Below are 18,456 nucleotides of genomic sequence, written 5' to 3'. Positions count from 1 at the left end.
AATTACGACCATGGGGTCACGCAGAGGTTGCGTCGAGGTGACGATTGATTTCATGCCGACACCTCAAGGGGCAGGCACACCCGGAACAAGGCGCCCTCGCCTATCTGGCTCTCGACCTCGATGGTGCCGCCGTGGGCCGCCACGATCTGCTCGGAAATAAACAGCCCAAGGCCCAGGCCAGCCGCTACATGGCTGGCGGAGACGCGCTCGAACTGCTGGAAAATACGCTTCTGGTTCTCTTCGCTGATCCCGATGCCACGGTCACGTACTTCGACCCGCGCCTCTCCGTGCTCGGTATACACCCGCACATCCACCGGGCTCTTGGCCCCGTAACGCAAGGCGTTGGTCAGCAGATTGGTGACCACCTGCTCAATGCGAAACTCATCCCAGTTACCTTCCACTGGGCCTTCGGCCACCAGGTGCATGGAAGAGTCCGCCGCCGCCACTTGTGGAGCAAAGTTCTCCACCAGATTGCGGACCAACGTGGCCAGGTCAAACCGCGCCGGGCGGATCGACAACTTGCCGGTGCGGATACGCGACACATCGAGCATGTCTTCAATCAAGCGGATCAGGCTCTGGATCTGCCGTTCATCGCGGTCGACCATGGCGTGCATCTTGTCCAGGGTGAACGCAGCGGCGTTGTCCCGGGCCAGGTGCATCTTGCGCAATTGGGTTTCCAGGATCAGCCCGTTGAGGGGCGTACGTACTTCGTGGGCGACAATGGACATGAAGTCATCGCGCATGCGCACGGCCTGTTCCAGCTCGGCCTGGGTCGCTTGCAGGCGCGTCAGCAACAGCTCTTGCTCTCGGCGGCTGCGCTCCAGCGCTTCGACTTGCTGCTTCATCGCCTTGCTCTGGCGGTACAGGTCGACAAACACATTGACCTTGCTCTTGACCGCGTGGATATCCAGCGGCTTGTGCAGGAAGTCGACGGCGCCGCTTTCATAGCCTTTGAAGGCGTAGTTGAGTTCACGGCCCGCGGCGCTGACGAACACAATCGGGATGTTCTTGGTTTTCTCGGTACCGCGCATCAATTCGGCCAACTCGAAACCATTCATGCCGGGCATCTGCACGTCGAGAATCGCCATGGCGAACTCGTGCTCCAGCAACAGGGACAAGGCTTCGTCGGCGCTCAATGCCTTGAACACCTGGCGGTCCTCGCGCTTGATCAGCGCTTCGAGGGCCAGCAGGTTTTCCGGCAGATCGTCGACGATCAGCAGTTTGGCCTGGACAGTACTTAACATGGGGAATATTCCAGGGAAGCCAGCAATGAGCCAATCCGGCTCAACGTAAGAATGTGGTCAGGTGTCTGCAGCGCCAGGGCTGCGCGTGGCATGACGGCCACACGGGCCTCTGTGGGATCTTGCACCACGGTGGTTCCACCTTGTTGTTTGACATGGGCCAGGCCGCGCGCGCCATCCTGGTTGGCGCCCGTCAGCAAAATGGCCAGCAGGCCCTTGCCATAGGTATCGGCGGCGGATGCAAACAGGAAGTCGATGGCAGGCCGCGAATGGTGCACCCGGTCTTCCTGGCTCAGGGACAGGCTACGGTCCTGTTCCACCGACAGGTGATAACCGGGCCCGGCAAAGTACAGCGTGCCAGGCGTGATCACTTCCTTGTCGCGCGCCTCTACCACCGGCATGTTCACGCGGCGGTCAAACACCTCCGCCAATTGGCTGCGGCGCTCATCGGGCAGATGCAGCACCGTAACGATCGGCAAACCGAACCCCATGGGCAGCTCGCCAAACACCGTCAACAAGGCCTCAACGCCGCCTGCGGATGCGCCGATCACGATAGCCTCTATGCCCGGAACCGATGCCGGGTTGGCAGCCGCTTCATTCATAGTTTTCGGTAGATCCGTTCCTGTTTGACCAAGGGTTCGAACTGTTTGCCGTATGCGGAGAAATCCAGGGTTTCCTTGCTGCCCAGCACCAGGAAGCCGCGATGACACAGCGACTCATGAAACAACCCAAACGCGCGATCTTGCAATTTTTTATTGAAATAAATCAGTACGTTACGGCACGAAATTAATTGAGTTTCTGAGAATACGCTATCCGTCGCCAGGCTGTGATCGGCAAAGGTCACGTTCTCGCGCAGCGTCTTGTCGAAGATCGCGTAATCGTAAGCCGCAGTGTAATAGTCGGCAAATGAACGTTGGCCGCCGGCCTGCTGGTAATTGGCGGTGTAGGCTCGTACGTTTTCCAGGGAAAAGATGCCCTGCTTGGCCTTGTCCAACGACGCCGGGTTGATGTCGGTGGCGTAGATGATGGTGCGCTCCAGCAAGCCTTCTTCACGTAGCAGGATGGCCATGGAGTACACCTCCTCGCCCGTGCTGCACCCGGCGATCCAGATCTTGATCGACGGGTAGGTCTTGAGCAGCGGCACGACTTCCTGACGGATCGCGAGGAAGTGCGACGGGTCGCGGAACATCTCGCTCACTGGAATGGTGAGGAACTGCAGCAACTGCATGAATGCCGCCGGATCGTGCAGCACGCGCTCCTGCAGCGCCGAGATGGTCGCGCAGTCAAACTGGCGCAGGGCATGGGCCACGCGGCGCTTGACCGACGCACCGGAATAGTCGCGAAAGTCGTAGCTGTACTTGAGGTAAATCGCCTCGATCAACAGGCGCAGCTCAATATCGCTGCTTTTCTCCAAAAAACTTCGCTCCACTTAAATGCGTTCCATCTTCGGTAGCCAGACACGAATCAGTGAAAACAGACGGTCCAGATCAATCGGCTTGGCCAGGTAATCGTTGGAACCCGCCGCGAGGCAGCGCTCCTGATCGTCCTTCATGGCCTTGGCCGTCACAGCGATGATCGGCAGCTTTTTCCAGCGCGGGTCCTGGCGAATCAAGGCGGTAGCCTCGTATCCGTCCATCTCCGGCATCATCACGTCCATCAGTACCAGGTCGATATCGTCGACTTCATTGAGTTTGTCGATGGCTTCACGGCCATTACGCCCGATGACCACCACAGCGCCTTTGTGCTCCAGGGCGCTGGTCAGGGCGAAAATGTTGCGTACATCGTCATCCACCAGCAGGATCTTGCGCCCCTCGAAGACTTTGTCGCGGCTGCGAGCGGTCTTGAGCATCTTCTGGCGTTCATGGGACAGCTGGGATTCGACTTTGTGCAGAAAGAGTGTGACTTCATCCAGCAACCGCTCCGGCGAGCGCGCACCCTTGATGATGATCGAGCGCGAATACTTGCGCAGCTCGGCCTCTTCATCACGGGTGAGGTTGCGCCCGGTGTAGACGATCACGGGTGGGAACGAGCAGATGTCCTCGGTGGCCATGCGCTTGAGCAGCTCGTTGCCAAGCATGTCCGGCAGCTTCAAGTCGATGATCATGCAGTCGTAAATAGTGGTGCGCAGCAGGTCAAGTGCTTCCTGAGCGAAGCCAACGGCGGTGATTTCAATGTCATCGTCGCCGATCAAGCGGGCAATGCTGTCACGTTGCAGGTCATCGTCTTCCACCAGCAGCACACGCTTGACCTTCTGGGTCAGCTTGGCTTCCAGGCGTGCGAACACATCCTTGAGTTCTTCGCGGGTGGTGGGCTTGACCGCATAACCGATGGCGCCCATGTGCATGGCCGCTTCGACACGGTCTTCCACGGAAATCACGTGCACCGGGATGTGACGCGTGCTGGCGTGCTCTTTAAGGCGCTGCAGCACGGTCAGCCCGGAATGGTCCGGCAGGCGCATGTCCAGCAGTATCGCATCGGGCGCGTATTCCTCGGCCAGGCTGTAGCCTTCGTCCGCACCATGGGCCACCAGGCAGTTGTAGCCCAGTTCATGCGCCAGATCGAAGAGGATGCGTGCAAAGTTCGGTTCGTCTTCCACCACCAGGATGCAACGCGTGGTGAACGGGGCCTTGTCACGGTCGTCGGCAAAGCGTGGGATCAGGCTAGCATCGGCCACCGGCAGCGGTGAAACCCTGGCCGGCGCCGGGGCAGGTGCGACGACAACTTGGCGCGGCGGCTCGATCGGTGCGGCGTCTTCCTCACGCTCTACATACTGCTCCGGCAATACCAAGGTAAACACACTGCCCTTGCCCGGTTCGCTGATCACGCTGATGTAGCCGCCAAGCAAAGTGGCCAAGTCACGGGAAATCGACAGACCCAGGCCGGTGCCGCCGTAACGGCGATTGGTGGTGCCGTCGGCCTGGCGGAAGGCTTCGAAGATGCTTTCCTGCTGGTCCGGCGCAATGCCGATACCAGAGTCACGCACGGTGAAGGCAATACCCTCCCCCGGTGCACGGGACACCGACAGGCTGACTTCGCCGTGTTCGGTGAACTTGACCGCGTTGGACAACAGGTTCTTGAGGATCTGCTCCAGGCGCTGGCGGTCGGTAAACAGCATGCCAGGCGCGCCTTCCTGCACGTCCACCTGGAAGCCCAGTTTGCGGTCGGCGGCCAGCGGTTCGAACATGCCGCGCAGGCCGTCGACCAGGCGAGCCACACTGGAATTCTCCGGGCGCATTTCCAACTTGCCGGCTTCCACCTTGGAAATATCCAGGATGTCGTTGATCAGGTTGAGCAGGTCATTGCCGGCGGAATAGATCGACTCGGCAAACTTGACCTGTTCGGCGCTCAGATTCTCTTGCGGGTTCTCCGCCAGCAATTTTGCCAGGATCAACGAGCTGTTCAGCGGCGTGCGCAGTTCGTGGGACATGTTGGCAAGGAATTCGGATTTGTACTTGCTGGAGCGTTGCAGCTCTTCAGCGCGCTCCTCCAGCTCCAGTTGGGCCTGGTTGAGCTCGACGTTCTTGCGGTCCATGGCGTCGCGTTGCTCGGCCAGGGTCTGGGTCTGCTCGGCCAACTGCTCGTTGGTCTGCTCAAGTTCGGCTTGCTGGGTTTCCAGGTGGGCCTGGGACTCCTTGAGGATGCGCGACTGCTCTTCGAGTTCTTCGTTGGCGGTCTTCAGCTCTTCTTGCTGCACTTGCAACTCTTCGTTGAGCTGCTGGGTCTCGGCGAGCACTTCCTGCAGACGCTGGCGGTAGCGCGCGGCCTCAATCGAGGTGCCAATATTGCCGGCGATCAGCTCCAGCAGTTCCACGTCGCGCTCATCCACCGCACGCAGGAAGCCCAGCTCGATCACACCGTTAACCCGATCATCATCGCTGGTCGGCATCACCAGCACACTGCGTGTGGCGCCTTCACCCAGGCCGGAGCTGACTTTGAAGTAGTCCACTGGCACATCGTCCAGGCGAATCAGGCGATCCAACTGGGCAGCCTGGCCGACAATACCCTCGTCGTTGTAGATCGACTGTTCCAGTTGTTCCTGTTCGCGGGAGAAGCCGTAGGTAGCTACGCGCTTGAGGCCGCCGTGCTCTTCGCGCACATACAGCGCCGCCACCGCTGAGCCCATGTACTGGGCGAAAAACTGCAGGATGTTGCGACCCAACATGTTCAGGGTGAGCTGGCCTAGCACCTGTTCAGCCAATTCGGTCTGGCCGTTGCGCAACCAGGCTTGTTGCTCCAATCGCCCTGCAATCCTCTGCTGGGACGCGAGGTTTGCGTTGTAACTGTCTGATAGTGCAATTAAATTTTTACGACCGATGTACGCCAGGAAACCACTCAGCCCGAGTACGAAGATCAGGTACAAGGTGACGCTGATCACAGTAGTACGTGTGACTTCTTCATTGCGGGTGATACGGAACTGCTGCTCCATCGCCACCGCGTCGTCGTACTCCTTGCGGATCTCGTCGGTCAGGCGCTTGCCTCGGCCGGCTTTGACTGCACTGCGGTAATCACCGCTTTCGCGTTGCATATCAATCATCGACTGGGCGTATTTGTTCCACTCGATCTGCAGGGCTTCCAGCCGCTTGAGGCGGTCTACCTGCTGCGGATTGTCCGCCACCAGGTCCTGCAAATTGCGCAGGTCGGCAATGATCCGCGGCTTGGCCACTTCGTACGGGTCGAGGAAATGCTCGTCGCCAGTGATCAGGAAGCCGCGCATACCGGTTTCCAGGTCGACCGTCAGTTTCGAGGATTCATTGAGGTTATTGATCACCCGGTCCGTGTGTTCGACCCACTGGATCACCGACAACAAATAGGTGATCAGCACGACAAAAAACACCGCACTGAGCACGCCCACACCCAGGGGCAGCGCAACGTTTCGGCTCAGTAGGTTACGAAAGCTCTTTTCATCGATGGACGACGCAGGAGTCATGGGCTTGCCTTGGCCAAGTATGGAAAAACCGGGAGTTTGCCCCAAAGTGGCAGGCAAAACCATTTTTCCAGAGCTGTTTTGTACAGATTCCTACAGCAGAACAGGCTATTCTCCCTGTTCTTTTGTGTTGCATCGTTTTTACGGCCAGCGGGAACTTGTCGGGAGTCCGCGCTTACTCAAGGAAGAGGCCGGCTTGAACCGCCGCCTGTAAATCTCGTCTTTCTTGGGAATTCCATATTATGTCCGCAGTCACCTCCACCATCCTTGTTGTCGAAGACGATGCCATCGTGCGCATGCTCATCGTCGATGTTCTGGAGGAGTTGGAATTCAGTGTGCTGGAAGCGGCCGATGCCGAGGAAGCACTGGCATTGGTCCAACAGGCGGGGCAAGTCATTGACCTGATGATGACCGACGTGGGCCTGCCGGACATGGACGGCAAGCAACTGGCGAGCAAGGTGCGTGAACTGCGGCCCACCCTGCCAATCCTGTTTGCCAGCGGCTACGCTGAAAATATCGATGTACCTGCAGGCATGCAGGTGATCGCCAAACCGTTCTCCATCGATCAATTACGCGACAAAGTCAAAGCGATGCTTGCGACAGCCTGACCCCCTCTTTACGCTTCGCCGCCTAGCCAAGGCGGCGTTTTGCGCCTTTCTAAAGTCCTGTGACACGCCCCGCAGCCTCCAACTAATTCGATCGGATGCCTAGCGCAGCTGGATTTAGCTGCTAGCTTCTACCGACACGCCCTACACGTATTAATCACAAGGGACAATCACCCAGGTATGGGGGAGCGCGTATGTTCAAGGCAACGTACACGTCGGCAATGATGCTGGCCGTTTTGACACTACTCAGCTTTTCCGCGTTGTCCGACAACGCCGAGACCGCCAACAAGAGTAACAACCCGCTCAACCTCGCGCCGGGCGCCAACCTGCAGGATTACTACACCCCACGCCTGTTCGACAGTAACGCCCACACCAATGATGTGTTGCTGCGCGGCACCTTGCCCATTGCTCCTTCGGACTTCCTCGGTGTGCCGCAATTGTTGCGCGCCACCCTGCCCCTCAGCACCCGTCCCGATCCCCACAGCGGCTACAGCACCGGTATCGGCGACTTGAACCTGTTCGATATCTTCCTGCTCAAGACTGAGGGCGTGCAGTTGGGTATCGGCCCGCAAATCACCGCCCCCACCGCTGAGCACGACGAACTGGGCACCGGCAAGTGGCAGGCGGGCCTGGCGGCAATTGCTATTGATGCGTCGCCAAGAGGACTGCTTGGCGCACTGGTGCAATACCAAAGCTCATTTGCCGGTGATCGCGACCGTGCACACGTGGAAAGTGCAACTTTCCAGCCTTTCATCATTCATAACCTGCCGAAGGGTTGGTACCTGCGCTCCACGGGCACCTGGACCTTCGATTTGAAGAACGACACTCACTACATCCCCATTGGCTTGGGGATGGGCAAGGCCTGGAAAGCCGGCAGCAATATCCTTAATGCCTATGTGGAGCCGCAATGGACGGTGGCACGCAAAGGCGATGGTTTGCCTCAGTTCACCTTGTTCGCAGGGATTAACGTGACGTTCGGCAAATAAAACAGGAAACTCGGCGCTTTCATCCCACGCCCTTTAAAAAGATCTCTGGAAGGACGCAACAACATGATTGGAAAACCGACGCGCCTGCTGTTGGCGAGCCTCTCGATACTCATGAGTACTGGCGCTTTGGCCGATTTCACGGCCACTCCCGCCGAAGCACGTGCCATTGCCAAGGAAGCCTATCTATATGGCTACCCGGTGGTAGCGATGTACAAGACGCTCTACACCCAGGCCGTTGACAAGGGCGGTGCGAACTTCAAGGCGCCGTTCAACCATATCGGCAATACCGCCCAGGTGTTCACACCCAAGGACAACGCGTTTGTCACGCCCAATTCAGACACGCCCTACTCGTTCGTCTGGATGGATTTGCGCAAGGAACCGCTGGTTCTGACCTTGCCGAAGATCGAAGACAACCGCTACTACTCGGTGCAGTTGATCGACCTCTACACGCAAAACATCGCCTACCTGGGCACCCGCAGCACCGGCAACAACGGCGGCCACTACATGATTGCCGGGCCTGACTGGAAAGGTCAGCAACCGGTCGACATCGACCGCGTGGTGTACAGCGAGAGCAACATCGCCTATGCGCTCTACCGCACGCAGTTGTTTGACGAGAAAGACCTGAACAAGGTCAAGCAGATCCAGAACGGCTATAAAGTGCAGCCGCTGAGCAGCTACGTTAAGCAGCCGGCACCACCTGCTGCGCCGAAAATCGACTGGCCCAAGCCCATGGCTACCATGACCGAAGGCCCGCAGTTGTTCCGTTACCTGAACTTCATGCTGGCGTTCGCCGCGCCCCAGGACAGCGAAAAAGACCTGCTGGCACGTTTTGCCAAGATCGGCATCGCCCCGGGCGCACCGTTCAAGGTGCACCAACTGACCGCCGAGCAACGCAAGGCCCTGGAAGACGGGATCGCCGATGCCCGCGCCGAGTTTGCCGCGTTCAAGAAAGACAAGATCGACACCCATCAAGTGTCCAGCGGGGAACTGTTCGGCAGCCGTGACCGCTTGAAAAACAACTACCTGTACCGCTATGCCGGTGCGGACCTGGGGATTTTCGGCAATTCCACCGACGAAGCCATCTACCTGAGCTATTTCGTCGACAGCGAAGGCAAGCCCGCCAACGGCGCACGTCACAGCTACACCGTGCACTTCGCCAAGGACCAACTGCCGCCGGCTGATGCGTTCTGGTCGCTGACCATGTACGACGCCAAGACCAAACTGCTGGTGCCCAACCACAAGAAGCGCTACCTGATCAATTCGCGGATGTTGCCCAACCTCAAGCTGGACGCCGACGGCGGCCTGACCCTGGCGTTGCAGCACCACGAACCGCCGAAAGCGGAACAGAGCAATTGGTTGCCGGCTCCACCCGGCCCGTTTTATGCCGTGCTGCGGATCTACCTGCCCAAGCCTGAGGTAAGTAGTGGTCAATGGAAACTGCCACCGTTGACGCCGCTCAAGTAACACCACGTGCCCGGTCATACAGGGGATAGACCGGGCACGTAACCCCCGATATCAGGCCGTTTACAAGGATGCGTAACGCCATGATTTCACGTGCTCGCTTGTGTGCTGCCCCGCTGATTTTTGGCGTGCTTTCCAGTGGCGGTCTATCCGCCGCCAGCCTGCCGGAACTGGGCAGCAGCCCGGCGCCCGCCACCAAAGCCGACCCCGAAACCTGCCACCGTCTGCAACAAGACTTCGATATCGACCTCAAGCAAGTGGTCAAGGCCGGTTGCGACCCGTCAACCGAGCAAATCGCCAAGCTGATGGACAACCCCGTGGGCAACCTGGTGTTGCTGTTCAATCAGTTCGACTACACCGCCCTCAAGGGCCCCCACAGCAACGGCACCCGCTACCTGGGCAAATACAGCTTCATGCCGACCTTCCCGATATCCATCGGCGAGGACTGGAACCTGATCAACCGCATTCCGCTGAGCTATGTCAGCGCGCCGGTGAATGCCAAGGCGGGCAACCTGATCGGCATGAGCCCCTATGGTGTGCTGACTGACCGCGACTTTCCCGATGTGGTCAACGACCCGTTCGACCGCACCTCGGGGTTTGGCGACCTGGCCTATGTGGGGGTGTTTTCCCCCAAGCAGCCGATACGGTTTGCCAATGGCGGCAAGATGGTCTGGGGGTTCGGCCCCACGGCCATGTTCCCCACGGCCGAAAAAGACGTGCTCGGCACCGGCAAGTACGCCCTTGGCCCGGCGTTTGTCGCAGCTTACCTGGGCGAAGACTGGACCCTGGGGTTCTTCCCGCAGCATTGGTGGTCGGTAGGCGGCGACTCACGGCGCAAGGACGTCAGCCTGACCAACATCCAGTACTTCATCCAGCGTGCCATTCCCGGCCCCGGCCAGTGGCGGGTGGGCATGACGCCCAATATCACGGTGAACTGGAAGGCCGAGAGCGGCAACAAGGTCAACTTTCCCATCGGTATCGGCGCAGGACGCATCGTCAATTTCGGCAAGTTGCCGGTACGCATCTCCGGTGAGGTGCAGTACTCGGTGATCCACGCCGACGACCTGATCAGCCCCCGTTGGAACTTTCGCCTGTCGTTTATCCCAGTGATCCCAACCTTCATGCTTTGAACGAGGTGCGTCATGTCCCGCTTTCAATGCTTGTTGATTTGCCTGGCCCTGACCGCCAACACGGTCTCGGCCGAGGAACTGGAACCCAAGGCCCTGGCCGCCCTCGACCAAATGGGCGCCTATTTGCGCAGCCTGCAGCAGTTTCGCATCGACGCCAACAGCCTCACCGACCAAGTGCTGGAGAACGGCCAGGTCATCGAGTTCAGCCATCAGGCACGTTTGCTGGCCCGTCAGCCAGACAAGCTGCACGTGTCACTGGAAAGCGACGGCAAACGCCGCAGCCTGTTTTACAACGGCAAGAGCTTCACGCTTTACGACAGCCGCAGCGGCTACTTCGCCAACCAGGCCGCGCCTGCGAACATTGGCGGCTTGCTCGACCAGTTGAGCGAACGCTACGGCATCGAATTGCCCCTGGCCGATCTGTTTCGCTGGTACCCCGGCACCGCCAAGGACGTGGGCATCAGCAGCGCGTTGCTGATCGGCGATGAAACCATCGACGGCAACACCTGCACCCATTACGCCTATCGCCAGCCGGATATCGATTGGCAACTGTGGGTGCGCCAAGGGCCCCGCCCCCTGCCCTGTCGCCTTGTGATCAGCCGTCGTGACACGGCTGAGCAGCCTCGGCACAGCGTCAACTATCACTGGCAACTCAACAGCGCGATCAAGCCCCAGGACTTTGAGTTCATCCCACCCGCCGGCGCCCGTGCGGTGCCCTTGCAGCAATTGGAGCCTCAAGGAGAACAGCCATGAGAGCCACGGCGGCGGTATTGACAGCCAGTTTGCTGCTGAGCCTGTTCGACCCCTTGGTGGCCCAGGCCTGGCAAGTGCGCGGCGGTGGCGGCGCGCGTACCTTCGTGGTGCCCCATGGTGGCAGCGGTGGGTATCGACCACCGCCGCCAATGCCGCGTCCCATGCCTGCGCCTCGGCCAATGCCGCCACATCCCGAGCCACACACGCAGCCGCACCCGCAACCCCATCCGGAGCCAGGGCCGCACCCTTACCCGGGACCCGGGCCACATCCAGGCCCAATGCCGCCGCCGCCTCCTCCACCGCCACCGCCTCCGCACCCGGATGACTGGTATCACCCTTGGGCGGCAGCGACGGTAGTCGGTGCCACCACGGCAACGATCCTCGCCATTGGCACCCAGGTCAGCGCCGTGCCGGCCGATTGCGTGTCGGTGGTGGCCAATGGCGTGGCCTACCAGCATTGCGGGCCGACCTGGTACCAGCCGCGTTACGTCGGCAGCTCCGTGCAATACATCGTGGTCACCTCACCCTGGTGACCCAAGGTTTCAAGGAGGAATGGCATGACAGCACTCAACGATTTAACCGCCTTGCAAGCCAGCATGGCCGAAAGTGTCCTGGGCCAGGAGCAAGTGATCCGCCAGATATTGCTGGGCCTGCTGGCCAACGGTCATCTGTTGCTGGAAAGCCTGCCGGGGCTGGCCAAGACCCGTACGGTCAAGGCCCTGGCTCGGCATTTGGACGCAAAGATGAGCCGTATCCAGTTCACGCCCGACCTGCTGCCATCGGATATCACCGGTGCCGAGGTGCTGCACCAGGTCGACGGTCAGAACCAGATCCGCTTCCAGCCGGGGCCCTTGTTCGGCAACTTGATTCTGGCCGATGAGATCAACCGTGCACCGGCCAAGGTCCAGGCTGCGCTGCTCGAAGCCATGGAAGAACGGCAAATCACCGTGGCGGGTGCCAGCCATCCGCTGCCCGAGCTGTTTATCGTGGTAGCCACGCAAAACCCCATCGAACAGGAAGGCACGTATCCCTTGCCGGAAGCGCAAATGGACCGTTTTGTGATGAAGCTGCTGCTCGACTACCCCAGCGCCGAAAATGAAAGCCAGGTGCTGCGCCTGCTCAGGGCAGAGGAACAGGCCGCCGCCACCCAGGCGGTCCAGGGCTTCACCTTGGAGCCCGAAGTGATCTTTGCCGCGCGCAAGGAGGTCAGCGCGATCCAAGTCTCCCCTGCCATCGACCGTTACCTGATCGACCTGATCAACGCCACCCGCCACCCCGGCGACTACGACCCCGACCTCGCCCGCTGGATCAGCCTGGGGGCCAGCCCCCGTGGCGGCATCGGCCTTGACCGCTGTGCGCGGGCGGATGCGTGGTTGCAGGGCCAGGCCTTTGTCACCCCGGACAACGTGCAAGCCGTGGTGCACCCGGTGCTGCGCCATCGAATACAACTGAGCTACGACGCGGTGGCGGACGGTGTGACAGCAGACCAGGTACTCGACCGCCTGCTCAGCAAAGTGGCGATTCCCGCATGAACGCCGATGGCTTGGTCTACGTGAGCCTGGCGCAGTTGATGGCCTTGCAGTTCCAGGCGCAAGGCTTGAGTTTTTTCGCGCGCCAGCCTCAGGGCAGCCTGCTGGCAGGCAACCATGCTTCGCGGCTGCGCGGTCGGGGCTTGAACTTTGATGAGCTGCGGCGCTACCAGCCAGGCGACGATTTGCGGCACCTGGATTGGCGTGCGTCGTTACGCACCGGCAAACCGGTGGTGCGCACCTTCACCGAAGAGCGCGACCGCCCGGCCTTGATTGTGGTGGACCAGCGCATGTCGATGTTTTTTGGTTCGGTGCGCAGCTTCAAGTCTGCGGTTGCCGCTGAACTCGGGGCGTTGGCCGCCTGGATGGTGTTCAACGCCGGCGACCGGGTGGGCGGCCTGGTGTTCAACGACTCACGCATCGACAGCGTTGCGCCGTTGCGCAGCCGTAAACGGGTAGAAGCGTTGTGCAGCCGCATCGCCTTGCAGAACAGCGAACTCAATGCTGGCAATGCCGACCATGAAGGCGACAGCCAATTGGACAAGGTCTTGCAGCAGTGCGTGGCGCTGGCGGGTCACGACCATTTGATCTGCCTGGTCAGCGATTTTGCGGGAGCCGGCCCACGCACCTCTCAACTGCTGCAGCAACTGTCGGCCCATAACGATGTGGTGGCGTTGCAGGTGTACGACCCCTTGGCGCTCAACGTGCCCAGCCGTGGCCAGTTATTGGTGACCCAGGGGCAGTTACAAGTGGAGTTGGCCGTCAACCAACGCAAGGTGCGCCAGCCGTTGGGCGACTTTCTCGGAGGGCGTCTCAAGGACGTCGCCAGCCTGTTGCGTCGCAGCCAAGTGCCGCTGCTGATGGTCAGCACCGCATTGCCCGCCGCCGAGCAACTGCGCACGGAACTGGGGAAGCGCCGGTGACCGCGCATGTGCCGAGCATCGAGCAACTCAAGGAGTTGGGCTTGCCCGCGTCGGTCAGCTATTGGCCACAGACCTGGGGTTGGGCCGTGCTGCTGGGGCTGCTGGTGGTGGGACTGCTGATCCTCGGCATTCGCAAATGGCTGCGTTGGCAGCGCGATGCTTATCGGCGCGAGGCCTTGGCCCGCTTGAAACAGTTGAAAGACCTGCGAGAGTTACCCGAGCTGCTCAAGCGCGTCGCCTTGTCCATGCCGCTGTCAAAGGCGCGACACCAACGCATTCCAACCTTGCGCGGCGCCGAATGGCAGGCCTTTTTGCAGCACCACGCCGGCGCGCCGATACCGGAGGATCTAAGCCAGCAGTTGGCGCAATTGGCCTACGGCCCGCCTTTGCCTAGTGAACAACACGCGCAATTACTGGCCCAGTGCACTGCCTGGGTGGAGCAACACCATGTGGCATGTTGTTACTGCTGCCGCTGCCGTGGCTGGCCTACCGCTATTTGCCGCCGTACCGCGAAGCACGCAGCGCTGTGCGGGTGCCGTTTTTCGGCGGCATGAGCCAGGCCATCGGTACATCCCCGTCCAACAGCGGCACCCGCCGCAATCGCAGCCAGTTACTGCTCAATCTGCTGGTCTGGGCGTTGCTGGTGCTGGCGATCGCCCGCCCGGTATGGGTGGAAAAGCCCATCGAACGCCAACAACCGGTGCGCGACTTGATGCTGGCCATCGACATCTCCCAGTCCATGGAAACCCAGGACTTCACCGATGCCGCCGGCCACAAGATCGACCGCCTGGCCGCCGTCAAACAGGTGGTGCATGGCTTTATCCAGCAGCGCAAAGACGACCGCATCGGCCTGATCCTGTTTGGCAGCGGCGCTTATCCCCAGGCGCCGTTGACCCTCGATCACGCCAGCCTGTCGCTGCTGCTGGACGACAGCGGCATCGGCATGGCCGGGCCGAATACCGCCATTGGCGATGCCATCGGCCTCGGCCTCAAGCTGCTCGACCAGGCCCATGAGCCGGAAAAAGTGCTGATCCTGCTCACCGACGGTAACGATACCAGCAGCGCAATCACCCCGGATCATGCCGCCGACATGGCGGCTGCCAAAGGCGTGATCATCCACACCATCGGCATTGGCGACCCACAGGCGACCGGAGAAGCCAAGGTCAACCTGAACGCCTTGCAGGACATCGCCAACGCAACCGGCGGCCGCTACTTTCGCGCAGAGGACCGCAACAGCCTCAACCAGGTCTACGCCACCCTTGACAAGATCACCCCACATCAAGTGAAAACCCTCAGCCACCAACCCAAGCGCGACCTGTTCTGGTGGCCGCTGGGCGCCGCGTTGGTGCTGTTGGCGGCGTATCACTTGATTGCGGCGCTGTGGCCGCATCGGCCGAAACGGGAGGCAGCGGATGGACTTCAGTAACTTCCACTTCATGCGCCCAGCCTGGCTGCTGCTCGCCCTAATGGGCGCATTGCTGCCGCTGATCTGGCAACGCAGCCGCGACCTGCAACGGCGCCTGCGCGGCACTATCGCCCCGCACCTGTTGCCGCACTTGTTGCTGACTCCCACCGACCCGCATCGCGTGCGCCCGGTGCATCTGGTGAGCGCACTGTTAGTGCTCGGCGCAATAGCGACTGCCGGGCCGACCTGGCAACAGGATCGTCCGGACTTCCTGGAAAACCGCGCGCCGTTGATCATCGCCGTGGACCTGTCGCCGTCGATGGACACCGCTGACGTGCCGCCCACCCGCCTGAAGGCCGCCAAGCAAAAGTTGCACGATCTGGTGCAACGCCGCAAAGGCACGCGTACGGCATTGCTGGTGTATGCGGGCAGCGCCCATCTGGTGTTGCCGCCCACCGACGATCCTGCGCTGCTCGACTCCTTCATCCAGGCGCTGGGCACCGACTTGATAGACAAGCCTGGCAAGGACGTCGCCGGGGTGATCGAACAGGCCAAACGCCTTCTGCAACAGTCGCCGGGCACCTTGCTGCTGGTCACCGACGGCGCGGACGTCACTCAACTGCCCACGCTCAAGGACGGCTCGCTGCAAGTGTTGGTGCTAGCCTTGGGCAGCAGCCCCACGCTCAAGCAACTGGCCTCGGCACTCGATGCGCCCCTGGGCAGCCTGACGTTGAATGACGATGACCTGGACTGGGTCGAACGCCACGCCCAGCAACATTTCCAGAATGCCGACGAGCAACAGCGGCTGCTGCAATGGAAAGACGCAGGGTATTGGCTGTGCTGGCCGCTGCTGCTATTGGCGTTGGTCAGCGTGCGTCGGGGCTGGAGCCTGAATTGGGCCGCCGTCTTGCTGCTCGGCCTGCTGCTGCCGCCAACGCCAGCTGAGGCCAATCCGTTCCTGACCCCAGACCAACAAGGCCGCTGGGCCTTTGAGCATCATCACTACCCCGAGGCGGCGGCGCGGTTTGTCGATCCCTACTGGAAGGGCATTGCAGCCTACAACGCGGCGGACTACGACTTGGCCCAAACCACGTTCAGTGCGATGAACACGCCGCAAGCCGCGTTCTACCTGGGCAACATCCACGTACGCCGTTTCAAGTTCGACGACGCCATCAGCGCCTACCAGCATGCCTTGCAGCTCCAACCGGACTTTCCTGAAGCCAGCGCCAACCTGGCCCTGGCGATTGCCTTGAGGAAAGACACCGAAAGCGCGGCGAACAACACCCCCGAGGTCAAGCCCGATGAAGTCAAGTTCGACAAGGCCCCCGGCAAGGGCCAGAGCAAGGCGATCCAGACCCAGCAAGCCAACAACGACGCGCTGTGGCTACAAAACCTGACCACCTCGCCTGCCACTTTCCTGCGACGTAAATTCAGCCTGCAGGATCAGGAGGCGAAACCATGAAGCGCTATTGTGGCGTTCTCTTGCTGATCACTGCCCCCGTGTGGGCCGCCGAGCCCCAGTTGCGCGTACAGGCGCAGTTGGTACCCGGTGCGTCGGTGGTGGTAGGCGAGCAGTTGCTGGTGCAGGTCGATGTGCTGACCGATACCTGGTTCACCTCCGGCGCAACACTGCCAGACTTGAAGTTGCCAGGCGCACGCGTGCAGCCCCCCGGTGGTGAAGCCGAGCACACCACACAGGTGATCGACGGCCAGACCTTCTACGGCATGCGCTACGCCTACCGCATCACGCCGAATGCCGCGCAACACTTTACGGTGCCGGCACTGACGATCAGCGCGCAACCGGGCCAGGCCAGCGCACCGCTGACGGCGCAAAGTGCACCGTTATCCTTCGAGGCAAGCCCGCCGCCGGGGTTTGCTGCGGACGAACCGGTTTTGGTCGCCAGTGGTTTACGTTTGAGCCAAACCCTCACGGCCACGGACCTCAAGGTCGGTGACAGCCTGACCCGCACGCTCACACTGCAGGCCGACGACACGCCCGGCTTGTCGCTGCCACCGCCCGCCGCCGCTCAGATCAAAGGCCTGCGCCTTTATCCGCAGGCCCCCATTATCAGCAACCTGGACGATGGCCGTGGCGCCATCACTGGCGGCCAGCGCATCGACGCGTTGGTGTACCGCGTGCAGCAAGGCGGCCACTTCACGCTGCCAGCCATTAGCGTGAAGTGGTGGGACAGCCGCAATCATCGCCTCCAATTCGCGCAGTTGCCGCCACTCACCGTGGACGCACAGGCAGTCAGCGCCTACTCCCCCACCTTCTCCATCGAACACGGCCGCAGGCAGCTTTCGCAGCATCTGCTCGCCTGGCTCGCCGCGGTTATCGCGCTGGTCCTGGCGGGTTACCTGTTGCATGCGCTGTGGCCGCGTATCCCGCCCCTGTGGCGAAAAACGTGGGCTGCATTGCGTTGGGCGTGTCGTCAACTACGCTTGGTTGCACTGAACCCTCGTCACGAAAAGGACTTCCCATGACGTCGCTGCGTTCTGCCCTGCCTCTTCTTCTGCTGCTGACCCTGCCTGCACTGGCCGCCGACCCGCTGCCCTCATGGAACGAAGGCCCGAGCAAGCAGCAGATCATCGACTTCGTGCAGGCCGTGACCGTCGAAGGCTCCAAGGACTACGTCAAGCCTGCCGAACGCATCGCCGTCTTCGATAACGACGGCACCTTGTGGACCGAACAACCGGCGTACTTCGAAGTGCTGTTTGCCTTTGACGAGGTCAAGCGCCTGGCGCCCCAGCATCCTGAATGGAAAACCACCCAACCGTTCCAGGCCGTGCTGGAAGGCGACCACCAGGCCCTCGCCGCCTCCGGCATGCAGGGCCTGCTGAAAATCATCGGCGCCACCCACACCGGTATCAGCACGCAAGCCTTCATCGACAATGCCCGGCACTGGCTGAAACAGGCTCGTCACCCCAAAACCGGCAAGCCGTTCGACCAGATGATCTATCAGCCCATGCTGGAAATGCTCGATTACCTGCGCAGCCAGCAATTCAAAACCTACATCGTCTCCGGTGGTGACACCGCCTTCATGCGCGCCTTTGCCGAAGAGGTGTACGGCATACCGCCAGAGCAGGTCATCGGCTCGAATTTCGTCACTCAGTTCCAGCTAAACGGCGGCCAACCCCAGGTGCTGCGCACCGCCAAACTGGCGCATAACGACGACGGCCCCGGCAAGCCGGAAAGCATCGACGCGGTGATCGGGCGGCGTCCAATCCTGGCGTTCGGCAACTCCGACGGCGACCTGCAAATGCTGCAATGGACCGCCGCTGGCAGCGGCAAGCGCTTGATGGGCCTGGTGCACCACACCGATGCCAAGCGCGAGTGGGCCTACGACCGAGAATCGCAGGTGGGACGCCTGGACAAGGCGCTTGACCTGGCCAAGGCAAACGGCTGGACCGTGGTGGATATGGCACGCGAATGGCGCCGCATCTACCCCTTCGAGCCGGCTGTGCAAGCGCAGGTGCAATAAGAAAAACGTCACGACGG

16 protein-coding genes and 1 pseudogene are annotated in these 18,456 nt (G+C 61.0%); 13 read left to right on the top strand and 4 right to left on the bottom strand.

The features are described from left to right. Positions 1-50: 50 nt before the first annotated feature. From CFE47_RS03360 to CFE47_RS03345, 4 genes are read right to left on the bottom strand one after another with little or no spacing between them, the layout of a single operon-like run. Positions 51-1,244, bottom strand: coding sequence for a hybrid sensor histidine kinase/response regulator (locus CFE47_RS03360; RefSeq protein ID WP_286835487.1), 1,194 nt, complete (start codon positions 1,242-1,244; stop codon positions 51-53). Next, positions 1,238-1,843, bottom strand: a complete 606-nt coding sequence (locus tag CFE47_RS03355; RefSeq protein WP_286835486.1) for a chemotaxis protein CheB — start codon at positions 1,841-1,843, stop codon at positions 1,238-1,240. The genes CFE47_RS03360 and CFE47_RS03355 overlap by 7 nt, the downstream gene beginning before the upstream one ends. Continuing rightward, positions 1,840-2,670: a CheR family methyltransferase gene (locus CFE47_RS03350; RefSeq protein WP_012724198.1), complete on the bottom strand. Its 831-nt coding sequence runs from the start codon at positions 2,668-2,670 to the stop codon at positions 1,840-1,842. The genes CFE47_RS03355 and CFE47_RS03350 overlap by 4 nt, the downstream gene beginning before the upstream one ends. Next, positions 2,671-6,168, bottom strand: a complete 3,498-nt coding sequence (locus tag CFE47_RS03345; RefSeq protein WP_286835485.1) for a response regulator — start codon at positions 6,166-6,168, stop codon at positions 2,671-2,673. A gap of 239 nt (positions 6,169-6,407) precedes the next feature. Here CFE47_RS03345 and CFE47_RS03340 point away from each other — a divergent pair, with 239 nt between their 5' ends. The 13 genes and pseudogenes from CFE47_RS03340 (at position 6,408) to CFE47_RS03280 (ending at position 18,439) form a co-directional block, all read left to right on the top strand. Then, complete coding sequence (locus tag CFE47_RS03340; protein WP_286835484.1) at positions 6,408-6,773, top strand: response regulator; 366 nt, start codon at positions 6,408-6,410, stop codon at positions 6,771-6,773. A gap of 218 nt (positions 6,774-6,991) precedes the next feature. Continuing rightward, a complete protein-coding gene (locus CFE47_RS03335; RefSeq protein ID WP_286835692.1) occupies positions 6,992-7,756 on the top strand; it encodes a hypothetical protein in 765 nt (254 codons plus the stop codon). Positions 7,757-7,819: 63 nt separating this feature from the next. Beyond that, positions 7,820-9,220, top strand: coding sequence for a DUF1254 domain-containing protein (locus CFE47_RS03330; RefSeq protein ID WP_286835483.1), 1,401 nt, complete (start codon positions 7,820-7,822; stop codon positions 9,218-9,220). A gap of 80 nt (positions 9,221-9,300) precedes the next feature. Then, positions 9,301-10,347: a transporter family protein gene (locus CFE47_RS03325; RefSeq protein WP_286835482.1), complete on the top strand. Its 1,047-nt coding sequence runs from the start codon at positions 9,301-9,303 to the stop codon at positions 10,345-10,347. A 12-nt stretch (positions 10,348-10,359) separates the two neighbouring features. Further along, the gene (locus tag CFE47_RS03320) at positions 10,360-11,100 is read left to right on the top strand and encodes a DUF2092 domain-containing protein (protein WP_286835481.1); all 741 of its coding nucleotides are present in this window, start codon (positions 10,360-10,362) and stop codon (positions 11,098-11,100) included. Continuing rightward, positions 11,097-11,633 carry a hypothetical protein gene (locus CFE47_RS03315; protein WP_286835480.1) on the top strand — a complete coding sequence of 179 codons (537 nt, stop codon included), beginning with the start codon at positions 11,097-11,099 and terminating at the stop codon, positions 11,631-11,633. The genes CFE47_RS03320 and CFE47_RS03315 overlap by 4 nt, the downstream gene beginning before the upstream one ends. Before the next feature lie 24 nt (positions 11,634-11,657). Then, on the top strand, positions 11,658-12,632 hold the full coding sequence (locus tag CFE47_RS03310; protein ID WP_286835479.1) for an AAA family ATPase: 975 nt from the start codon (positions 11,658-11,660) through the stop codon (positions 12,630-12,632). Beyond that, positions 12,629-13,552, top strand: a complete 924-nt coding sequence (locus tag CFE47_RS03305; protein WP_286835478.1) for a DUF58 domain-containing protein — start codon at positions 12,629-12,631, stop codon at positions 13,550-13,552. Before CFE47_RS03310 ends, CFE47_RS03305 begins: the two co-directional genes overlap by 4 nt. Continuing rightward, positions 13,549-14,007, top strand: a pseudogene (locus CFE47_RS03300) (DUF4381 domain-containing protein); the annotation flags it as partial. The gene CFE47_RS03305 and the pseudogene CFE47_RS03300, both read left to right, overlap by 4 nt. Next, positions 14,007-14,978: a vWA domain-containing protein gene (locus CFE47_RS03295; RefSeq protein WP_286835477.1), complete on the top strand. Its 972-nt coding sequence runs from the start codon at positions 14,007-14,009 to the stop codon at positions 14,976-14,978. The pseudogene CFE47_RS03300 and the gene CFE47_RS03295, both read left to right, overlap by 1 nt. Continuing rightward, the gene (locus tag CFE47_RS03290) at positions 14,965-16,419 is read left to right on the top strand and encodes a VWA domain-containing protein (protein ID WP_286835476.1); all 1,455 of its coding nucleotides are present in this window, start codon (positions 14,965-14,967) and stop codon (positions 16,417-16,419) included. Before CFE47_RS03295 ends, CFE47_RS03290 begins: the two co-directional genes overlap by 14 nt. Further along, positions 16,416-17,441, top strand: coding sequence for a hypothetical protein (locus tag CFE47_RS03285; protein ID WP_286835475.1), 1,026 nt, complete (start codon positions 16,416-16,418; stop codon positions 17,439-17,441). The genes CFE47_RS03290 and CFE47_RS03285 overlap by 4 nt, the downstream gene beginning before the upstream one ends. After that, on the top strand, positions 17,438-18,439 hold the full coding sequence (locus CFE47_RS03280) for an HAD family hydrolase (RefSeq protein ID WP_286835474.1): 1,002 nt from the start codon (positions 17,438-17,440) through the stop codon (positions 18,437-18,439). Before CFE47_RS03285 ends, CFE47_RS03280 begins: the two co-directional genes overlap by 4 nt. The last annotated feature ends 17 nt before the right edge of the window (positions 18,440-18,456 follow it).

The sequence above is a fragment of the Pseudomonas sp. PGPPP1 genome (assembly GCF_002255865.1).
Classification (GTDB): Bacteria; Pseudomonadota; Gammaproteobacteria; order Pseudomonadales; family Pseudomonadaceae; genus Aquipseudomonas; species Aquipseudomonas cremoris.
Note: the sequence above shows the minus strand (reverse complement) of the source record. Positions and strands in the feature narration are given on the sequence as shown.

Excerpts from the sequence above, each read along its gene's own strand:
- CFE47_RS03360 (WP_286835487.1), bottom strand. The coding sequence starts at position 1,244 with ATGTTAAGTACTGTCCAGGCCAAACTGCTGATCGTCGACGATCTGCCG.
- CFE47_RS03355 (WP_286835486.1), bottom strand. The coding sequence starts at position 1,843 with ATGAATGAAGCGGCTGCCAACCCGGCATCGGTTCCGGGCATAGAGGCT.
- CFE47_RS03345 (WP_286835485.1), bottom strand. The coding sequence starts at position 6,168 with ATGACTCCTGCGTCGTCCATCGATGAAAAGAGCTTTCGTAACCTACTG.
- CFE47_RS03340 (WP_286835484.1), top strand. The coding sequence starts at position 6,408 with ATGTCCGCAGTCACCTCCACCATCCTTGTTGTCGAAGACGATGCCATC.
- CFE47_RS03335 (WP_286835692.1), top strand. The coding sequence starts at position 6,992 with ATGATGCTGGCCGTTTTGACACTACTCAGCTTTTCCGCGTTGTCCGAC.
- CFE47_RS03330 (WP_286835483.1), top strand. The coding sequence starts at position 7,820 with ATGATTGGAAAACCGACGCGCCTGCTGTTGGCGAGCCTCTCGATACTC.
- CFE47_RS03325 (WP_286835482.1), top strand. The coding sequence starts at position 9,301 with ATGATTTCACGTGCTCGCTTGTGTGCTGCCCCGCTGATTTTTGGCGTG.
- CFE47_RS03320 (WP_286835481.1), top strand. The coding sequence starts at position 10,360 with ATGTCCCGCTTTCAATGCTTGTTGATTTGCCTGGCCCTGACCGCCAAC.
- CFE47_RS03315 (WP_286835480.1), top strand. The coding sequence starts at position 11,097 with ATGAGAGCCACGGCGGCGGTATTGACAGCCAGTTTGCTGCTGAGCCTG.
- CFE47_RS03310 (WP_286835479.1), top strand. The coding sequence starts at position 11,658 with ATGACAGCACTCAACGATTTAACCGCCTTGCAAGCCAGCATGGCCGAA.
- CFE47_RS03305 (WP_286835478.1), top strand. The coding sequence starts at position 12,629 with ATGAACGCCGATGGCTTGGTCTACGTGAGCCTGGCGCAGTTGATGGCC.
- CFE47_RS03295 (WP_286835477.1), top strand. The coding sequence starts at position 14,007 with ATGTTGTTACTGCTGCCGCTGCCGTGGCTGGCCTACCGCTATTTGCCG.
- CFE47_RS03290 (WP_286835476.1), top strand. The coding sequence starts at position 14,965 with ATGGACTTCAGTAACTTCCACTTCATGCGCCCAGCCTGGCTGCTGCTC.
- CFE47_RS03285 (WP_286835475.1), top strand. The coding sequence starts at position 16,416 with ATGAAGCGCTATTGTGGCGTTCTCTTGCTGATCACTGCCCCCGTGTGG.
- CFE47_RS03280 (WP_286835474.1), top strand. The coding sequence starts at position 17,438 with ATGACGTCGCTGCGTTCTGCCCTGCCTCTTCTTCTGCTGCTGACCCTG.